This window comes from Halorubrum sp. SD612 (assembly GCF_002135005.1).
Genome location: NZ_NEWI01000359.1, coordinates 618 through 1,474 on the forward strand (window position 1 = coordinate 618; position 857 = coordinate 1,474).

Genomic DNA, 857 nt, shown 5'->3' on the forward strand with positions numbered 1-857 from the left:
TCCCGGTGATGAGCGCCGCGCCGCGGTCCGCGGAGTACTCGCGGTAGCGCGAGAGCGCGCGGATGAGCAGGAACGAGACCACCCACACGACGAGCGACACGAGGATCGCGACGATGACGGGCGCGCCCTGCCGGTTGTCGCCGCCGAGCAGCCACCCCCACCGCACGATGAAGAAGGCGATGGTCGAGAGGAACGACGCGATGGTCATCACCATCACGTCGCGATTTTTTACGTGGGCGAGCTCGTGGGCGAGCACGCCGTCGAGCTCGTCCTCGTCGAGGCTGTCGAGGAGGCCGGTCGTCACCGCGACGGTCGCGTTCTTCCGGTTCCGCCCGGTCGCGAACGCGTTCGGGACGCGGGTGTTCGCGACGGCGACCTTCGGCTTCGGGAGGTCGGCCTGCTGGCTCAGGCGCTCGATCCGGCGGTGGAGGTCGGGGTACTCGTCGGGGTCGACCTCGCGGGCGCCCATGCTCCGCAGCGCGAGCTTGTCGCTGAAGAAGTACTGCGCGATCGAGAACCCGCCGAGCATGATCAGCGGGAAGAGGAAGTCGCCGAAGTACACCGTCAGAGCTCCGACGAACACGACGTAGAGGGCGAACAGGAGGAACATCGTGAACGCCATCCGTCCACGCAACCCCCAGTCTGTCTTCCAGTCCATACCCCTGAATTACCGTTCGGCGCGTTAAAGCCTGCCGGAGCGGGAGGCCGTGGTCGCCGATCGACGCCCGTATCGACGAGCGGCGACCGCGGCGAACCGACGAACAACGCCCTTTTTCCGGCGCTCCCCGAGGAACGGACATGGAGACAGTCCTCGTCACCGGCGGCCGCGGCGCCTCCGGGCGCTGGGTCGTCGACCG

1 protein-coding gene is annotated in these 857 nt (G+C 67.9%); it reads right to left on the reverse strand.

Annotated elements, in window-relative coordinates; all coding sequences use genetic code 11:
- Positions 1-658, reverse strand: a 658-nt coding sequence (gene htpX / locus B9G38_RS17325; RefSeq protein WP_086221179.1) for a zinc metalloprotease HtpX, incomplete at its 3' end; no start/stop codon positions are given.
- Positions 659-857: the final 199 nt, after the last annotated feature.